1 protein-coding gene is annotated in these 1,028 nt (G+C 70.1%); it reads left to right on the forward strand.

All coding sequences use genetic code 11. From position 1 onward, the window contains the following. Positions 1-90 precede the first annotated feature (90 nt). The gene (gene folD / locus ACE026_RS17490) at positions 91-972 is read left to right on the forward strand and encodes a bifunctional methylenetetrahydrofolate dehydrogenase/methenyltetrahydrofolate cyclohydrolase FolD (protein ID WP_486040069.1); all 882 of its coding nucleotides are present in this window, start codon (positions 91-93) and stop codon (positions 970-972) included. The last annotated feature ends 56 nt before the right edge of the window (positions 973-1,028 follow it).

A 1,028-nucleotide genomic window follows, 5' to 3' on the forward strand; every position in this document is an offset into this window, starting at 1 on the left:
CCCCCCCCCCCCCCCCCCCCACTACTGGTGTCCGCCGCAGGCCGAATCAGGGACAATAGACGACCGTCGCCCCCACGCCTGCCGCCCTCGATGAGCTCACCGACTTCCGACACCGCTACTTCCGCCCGCATTCTCGACGGCCGCCGCATCGCCGAAGACCTGCTGGACAGCCTCAAGGTCCGGGTGGATGCCCGCCTGGCTGCCGGTGGCAGCCGTCCGGGCCTGGCCGTGGTGCTGGTCGGTGGCGACCCGGCCTCGACCGTGTACGTGCGCAACAAGCGCCGTGCGGCCGAGAAAGTCGGCATCGAAGCCTTTGATTACGACCTGCCGGCCGGCACCACCGAGGCCGAGCTGCTGACCCTGATCGATCAGCTCAACGCCGATCCCAAGATCCACGGCATCCTGGTCCAGCTGCCGCTGCCGGGCATCCCGGATGCCAATCGCCTGATCCACCGTATCGACCCGCGCAAGGACGTGGACGGCTTCCACCCGGAAAACGTCGGCCATCTGGCCCTGCGCGAGTTCGGCCTGCGCCCGTGCACCCCGCGCGGCATCGTCACCCTGCTGGGCCACACCGACCAGCCGGTCCGCGGCCGCAACGCCACCATCGTCGGTGTCAGCAACCACGTCGGCCGCCCGATGGGCCTGGAGCTGCTGATTGCCGGCTGCACCGTCACCAGCTGCCACAAGTTCACCCCCAAGGACGTGCTGGAGCAGTCGGTGCGCAACGCCGACATCCTGGTGGTCGCCGTCGGCCGCCCGGGCATCGTCCCGGGGGAGTGGGTCAAGCCCGGCGCCGTGGTCATCGACGTGGGCATCAACCGCTTGGACGATGGCCGCCTGGTCGGCGATGTCGGCTTCGAGGCCGCCGCCCAGCGCGCCAGCTGGATCACCCCGGTCCCGGGCGGGGTAGGGCCGATGACCGTGGCGACCCTGATGCAGAACACCATCGAGGCAGCCGAAGCGTTCTGACCCGGGTAGTGCCGACCGCTGGCCGGCAACCCGTAAAGCTTCCCGGTAGTGGGGGG

Source organism: Stenotrophomonas sp. AGC87 (assembly GCF_057333975.1).

Bases quoted from the DNA above. Each gene is read 5' to 3' on its own strand.
- folD (WP_486040069.1), top strand. From the start codon at position 91: ATGAGCTCACCGACTTCCGACACCGCTACTTCCGCCCGCATTCTCGAC.